This is a genomic window from Bradyrhizobium sp. PRIMUS42 (genome assembly GCF_023006515.1).
GTDB lineage: Bacteria > Pseudomonadota > Alphaproteobacteria > Rhizobiales > Xanthobacteraceae > Bradyrhizobium.
The window spans coordinates 1-5,358 of sequence record NZ_JALBGZ010000452.1 but is presented as its reverse complement, the minus strand read 5'-3'; the positions used below and the strand labels follow the sequence as shown (position 1 = coordinate 5,358).

General features: G+C 64.6%; 6 protein-coding genes. 3 read left to right on the top strand and 3 right to left on the bottom strand.

Annotation, left to right across the window (positions count from 1 at the left end):
* A partial coding sequence (locus MOV75_RS26360) for a DUF1178 family protein (protein ID WP_247006865.1) occupies window positions 1-303 on the top strand: 303 nt, incomplete at its 5' end.
* Between the two features lie 16 nt (window positions 304-319).
* Here MOV75_RS26360 and MOV75_RS26355 read toward each other — a convergent pair.
* From MOV75_RS26355 to MOV75_RS26345, 3 genes are all read right to left on the bottom strand, one after another.
* The gene (locus MOV75_RS26355) at window positions 320-1,219 is read right to left on the bottom strand and encodes an EamA family transporter (RefSeq protein WP_246929728.1); all 900 of its coding nucleotides are present in this window, start codon (window positions 1,217-1,219) and stop codon (window positions 320-322) included.
* A gap of 171 nt (window positions 1,220-1,390) precedes the next feature.
* Entirely contained in the window at window positions 1,391-2,158 is a 768-nt protein-coding gene (gene ubiG, locus MOV75_RS26350) for a bifunctional 2-polyprenyl-6-hydroxyphenol methylase/3-demethylubiquinol 3-O-methyltransferase UbiG (protein WP_246929730.1), read from the bottom strand.
* 14 nt (window positions 2,159-2,172) lie between these two features.
* Window positions 2,173-2,640: a PH domain-containing protein gene (locus MOV75_RS26345; RefSeq protein WP_246929732.1), complete on the bottom strand. Its 468-nt coding sequence runs from the start codon at window positions 2,638-2,640 to the stop codon at window positions 2,173-2,175.
* 149 nt (window positions 2,641-2,789) lie between these two features.
* Here MOV75_RS26345 and MOV75_RS26340 point away from each other — a divergent pair, with 149 nt between their 5' ends.
* Window positions 2,790-4,046 (top strand): aspartate kinase, encoded by a 1,257-nt coding sequence (locus MOV75_RS26340; protein WP_246929733.1) that lies wholly within the window; start codon window positions 2,790-2,792, stop codon window positions 4,044-4,046.
* 288 nt (window positions 4,047-4,334) lie between these two features.
* Window positions 4,335-5,358, top strand: a 1,024-nt coding sequence (locus MOV75_RS26335; protein ID WP_247006863.1) for a phosphoenolpyruvate-utilizing N-terminal domain-containing protein, incomplete at its 3' end; no start/stop codon positions are given.

Sequence of the window (5,358 nt, the reverse complement as noted above, 5' to 3'; positions counted from 1 at the left end):
GGGCGCGCGAGCCCGCCGCCGGAGCCCGCGACCACGCCCGAGGCCGCACCATCAGGTCCGACCTCGCTGCTGATGGCGCAGGAAAAAGAGCTGCGCACCAAGCTGAAGGAATTGCGCGATCACATCGTGAAGAACGCCGACAATGTCGGCGAGCGTTTTGCGAACGAAGCCCGCGCGATGCATTACGGCGACAAGGAGCACCGTCCGATCTACGGCGAGGCCTCGCCGGAAGAAGCAAAGTCGCTGATCGACGAGGGCATCGAGGTTTCGCCGCTGCCGACCCTGCCGGAAGACCGGAATTAGGTTTTCGCGTTCTTCGTCAGACGCCCACCAGTAGCGCCACGCCGACCACGATCAGCACAATGCCGAAAATCTCGCGCGGCTCGATTGGCTGCTTGAACGAGTAATACGCCACGCCTTGCGCGAACAGCACCTCGATCAGGGCGAGGGTGCGGACATTGGCGGCGGCGGTCAGCGCGAAGGCCAGAAACCAGAATTGCGAGGCGAAGGCGCCCATGAAGCCCGCGAGCATCGACGGCTGCCATAGCCCCAGAATCGCCCGCAGGATATTTGGCGCGCGCCAGAGCAGATAGATCGTCAGGATCAGAGTCTGCACGAGGAGGCCGAGCACCAGCGTGAACGAGGCCGCGGTCACGAACGATACGCCCGGCACGTTGATGATGGCGCCGCGAAACCCGACCGCGGAGAGCGCGAAGGCCGCAGCAGCAACGAGGCCGGTGATGGTCGGCCTCAATTCCGCAAAACTCTTCTCGCCGCCGGGCCGCAGCGCGGTGATGACGACACCGATGGTCGCGATGACGATCGCCAGCACCTTCAGCCAGGTCAGGTGATCGCCGAGAAAGACGAAGCCGAAGATCGCGGTCTGGATCGCCTCGGTCTTCAGATACGCCGTCGTCACCACGAAGGAGCGGTCGTTCATCGCCAGCAGCATCAAGCCTGTCGCGACGATCTGGCTGAGCGCCCCGAGCAGCAGCCACGGCCAGAACGCGGTCGGCGGCATGCCGAGTTGATCGCCGGTGGCGATCAGCACCGACCCCAAGAACAGCACCGAGAACGGGAAGCCGAACAGGAAGCGGATATTGGTCGCGCCCCAGGTCCCCAGCGGCTTCGTCAACGACCGCTGCATCGCATTGCGCGCGACCTGGCCCAGCGCGGCGACGATCGTGAAGGGAATCCAGAGGCTGGCGACGGTGAACATGGGGGTGGGGCTGGCTAGTGCTGGAAAGGTCGAGCCAACCTGCAAGCTGCAACCCACGCGGTCAACCACGTGGGCGTCATGGGAGCGATGCTTTCGCCACAATCTCCGCTGTCGTCCCTGCGAACGCACGACACCGTCTGTGGCGGAGCAGCTCGCGCCCCACTCACAGCCTCACACCATCGCTTCCGCCACCACCATGTAGTTCACGTCCATGTCCGACGAGAGGGTCCATTTGTCGGCGAAGGGCGAGTAGACCACGCCGGTCTGCTCGGTGATGACGAGGCGGTTGTCGAGCAGGTATTTCGTCAGCTCGTCGGGGGTGACGAACTTATTCCACTCATGGGTGCCGCGCGGCAGCCAGCGCAGGACATATTCGGCGCCGACGATGGCGAGCGCGAAGCTCTTCCAGTTGCGGTTCAGCGTCGAGACCACCATGAGGCCGTTCGGCTTCAGCATCGCGGCGCAACGCTTCAGGAAGACGCCGACATCGACGACGTGCTCGACCACTTCCATCGCCAGCACGATGTCGAAGCGCTCGCGCGGGTCGATCTCCTCCACCGTGGTGCAGCGATAGTCGATCGACAGATGCGCCTTGTCGGCGTGCAGCTTCGCGGCCGCGATGTTGCTGACCGACGGATCGACGCCGATGACCTGCGCACCCAGGCGCGACAGTGGCTCGCACAGCAGTCCGGCACCGCAGCCGATGTCGAGCACGCGCAGGCCACCGAGGCAGTTGAGGCTGCGCACGTTGCGCTCGAACTTGCGGCAGGCGGCGTCGCGGATATAGCCGAGCCGCAGCGGGTTGATCCGGTGCAGCGGCGCCATCTTGCCATTGGGGTCCCACCACTCGGCCGAGAGTTTTGAGAATTTCGCGATCTCGGCGGCGTCGACGGTCGAGCCCGGCTGGGCGGTTGCGGAAGTATTTTGCTGCATGCTCATGGTTACGCGCGGTCCTACCGCGTGGTGATCGAACTACGGAAGGCGAGCGGCGAGGCGATGGTCCGGATGGTTTCGCGGCCTTCGCCGACCCCGTTGATGGTCACATCGCCGTAGTTGAGAATACGTCCAAGGATCGTCTGGTTGACGTCGACGCTCTCGACCTTGTCCAGCGCCATCTCGAAGGTGCGGCGCTTGATGAAACCGGTCTTGTGCACGACCCTGAGATTGGTGACGTCGGTCTCGGTGGTGAAGCGGTGGAACCAGCCCTTCGCGGTCCAGTACAGGGCGGCGAGAGCCACCAGCGCCGCGGCGACGAGACACAGCAGCACGAGCCCTTCGACCGTGGTCTGCCGCGACAGCACGAACAGGCCCAAGGCCACGATCCAGGCCAGAATCGCCGGAAAATAGAAGATCCAGTGCGCATTGGTCGAATACAGCACCCGCTCGCCCGGCTGCAGGATTTCGTCAATATAGCGCGCCATAACCTGGATTAACCCATTGCCCGGATTGGCCGGAGCAGGAACCCGCTTGCCCCCGGCCCCGCCCCTCTGTATACGCGCGGTCGGATGCCCGCAGCATCGCCTTGCGCGGGTCACCATACTGATCCTTATGAAGGAATGCACGCGTCGTCATGAGCCGCCTCGTGATGAAATTCGGCGGCACATCCGTCGCCAACATCGAACGTATCCGCAACGTCGCACGCCATGTGAAGCGTGAGGTCGACGCCGGCCACGAAGTGGCCGTGGTCGTCTCGGCGATGTCCGGCAAGACCAACGAACTGGTGGCCTGGTGCACCGAGGCCTCGCCGATGCACGATGCGCGCGAATACGACGCCGTCGTCGCCTCCGGCGAGCAGGTAACCTCCGGCCTTCTTGCCATCGCCCTTCAGGGCATGGGCATCCAAGCCCGCTCCTGGCAGGGCTGGCAGATCCCGATCAAGACCAGCGACGCCCATGCCTCGGCCCGGATCGAGGACATCGACGGTAGCGAGATCATCAAGCGCTTTAGGGAGCGCAAGGAGGTCGCGGTCATCGCCGGCTTTCAGGGCATCACCGCCGAGACAAACCGCATCACCACGCTCGGCCGCGGCGGCTCCGACACCTCTGCCGTGGCGATTGCCGCAGCCGTCAAGGCCGACCGCTGCGACATCTATACCGACGTCGACGGCGTCTACACCACCGACCCGCGAATCGTGCCGAAGGCCAAGAGGCTCGACAAGATCGCGTTCGAAGACATGCTGGAACTGGCCTCTCAGGGCGCAAAAGTGCTCCAGGTCCGCTCGGTGGAACTCGGCATGGTCCACAACATGCCGATCTTCGTCCGCTCGAGCTTCGACAAGCCCGAGGATATCGACCCGCATGCCAACCAGCCGCCCGGCACGCTGATCTGCAGCGAGGAGGAGATCATGGAAAGCCACGTCGTCACCGGTATCGCCTTCTCCAAGGACGAGGCCCAGATCTCGGTGCGCCAGATCGAGGACAAGCCGGGCGTTGCGGCCTCGATCTTCGGCCCGCTCGCGGATGCCAACATCAACGTCGACATGATCGTGCAGAATGTCTCCGAGGACGGCAAGACCACCGACCTCACCTTCACGGTGCCGGCGGCCGACTATACCCGCGCCAAGGACACGATTACCGCCGCCAAGGGCAAGATCGGCTACGCGCGGCTCGATACCGCCACCGACGTCGCCAAGATCTCGGTGATCGGCAGTGGCATGCGCAGCCATGCCGGCGTCGCCGCCCAGGCGTTTTCGGCCCTCGCCGGACGGAATATCAACATCCGGGCCATCACAACCTCCGAGATCAAATTCTCGGTTTTGATCGACACCGCCTATACCGAGCTTGCGGTGCGCACGCTGCACACGCTCTACGGCCTCGATCAGACCTAGACTAATTTTCTCTTAGCGGTCGCAGCAAACGCGAAGGTGTACACACCTTCGCGTTTGGCAGGCGTTTTGCTTGGCAAAACAAGCCTCAATTCGCTATACGGCGAACAGGGTGGGCTGCCGTAGACTGTGTCCCAGTTCAGGCGGCACCGATTCGGTGCAAGCGCTAAATCTCGAGTGATTTTGGGCTTGTGCCGGCGCCGGACAAACAAATTGGTTGTTTTTCTGGAATTTTGGGCCAGCCGCCGGCCGATACCGCCGGGCCGGGCAGACGGAGGAGATTGACGGGACATGCGGAGCGCGTCGGGAGGTCCCCGCGTCTTGTTGAGACGGCTCCGCGAAACCATGGCGGAGCAGGTCTCGGCCCAGGAGCGGCTGGACAAGATCGTGGTGCTGATCGCCGCCAACATGGTGGCCGAGGTGTGCTCGGTCTATGTGCTGCGCATCGACAACACACTGGAGCTCTACGCCACCGAAGGCCTCAACCGCGAGGCGGTGCACCACACCGTGCTGAGCGCCCATGAAGGCCTGGTCGGCCTCGTCGCCAGCGAGGCGACACCGCTCAACCTGAGCGATGCGCAGAGCCACCCGGCCTTCTCGTTCCGTCCCGAGACCGGCGAAGAAATTTACCACTCCTTCCTCGGCGTGCCGATCCTGCGGGCCGGCAATACGCTCGGCGTGCTGGTGGTGCAGAACCGCGCCAAGCGCAACTATGTCGAGGAAGAGCTCGAGGCGCTGCAGACCACCGCGATGGTGCTGGCGGAGCTGATCGCGTCCGGGGAACTCTCCGCGCTGGCCCAGCCGGGCCAGGAGCCGGCCGCGCGCCATTCCGCGCAGAAGGTCGGCGCCATCCTGTCGGAGGGCATCGCACTCGGCCATGTCGTGCTGCACGAGCCGCGCGTCGTCATCAAGGACTACATCGCCGAGGACTTGCCCAAGGAAATCAAGCGGCTCGACACCGCGCTCGCCAAGCTGCGCGCCGATCTCGACCGCATGCTGGAGCGCGGCGACGTCGCCGAGGGCGGCGAGCACCGGGAGGTGCTGGAAGCCTACCGCATGTTCGCCAACGACCAGGGCTGGTCGCACAAGCTGCACGAGGCGGTCGCGACCGGCCTCACGGCGGAAGCCGCCGTCGAGCGCGTGCAGTCCGACACCCGCGCGCGCATGCTGCGCTCGACCGACCCCTATTTGCGCGACCGGCTGCACGATCTCGAGGATCTCGGCTACCGCCTGATGCGCCAGCTGGTCGGCCAGGACCACGCGCCCTCGCGCGAGCAGCTGCCCGACAACGCCATCGTCATCGCGCGCGCGATGG

Coding starts and splice junctions, on each gene's coding strand:
- MOV75_RS26355 (WP_246929728.1), bottom strand. CDS start 1,219: ATGTTCACCGTCGCCAGCCTCTGGATTCCCTTCACGATCGTCGCCGCG.
- ubiG (WP_246929730.1), bottom strand. CDS start 2,158: ATGAGCATGCAGCAAAATACTTCCGCAACCGCCCAGCCGGGCTCGACC.
- MOV75_RS26345 (WP_246929732.1), bottom strand. CDS start 2,640: ATGGCGCGCTATATTGACGAAATCCTGCAGCCGGGCGAGCGGGTGCTG.
- MOV75_RS26340 (WP_246929733.1), top strand. CDS start 2,790: ATGAGCCGCCTCGTGATGAAATTCGGCGGCACATCCGTCGCCAACATC.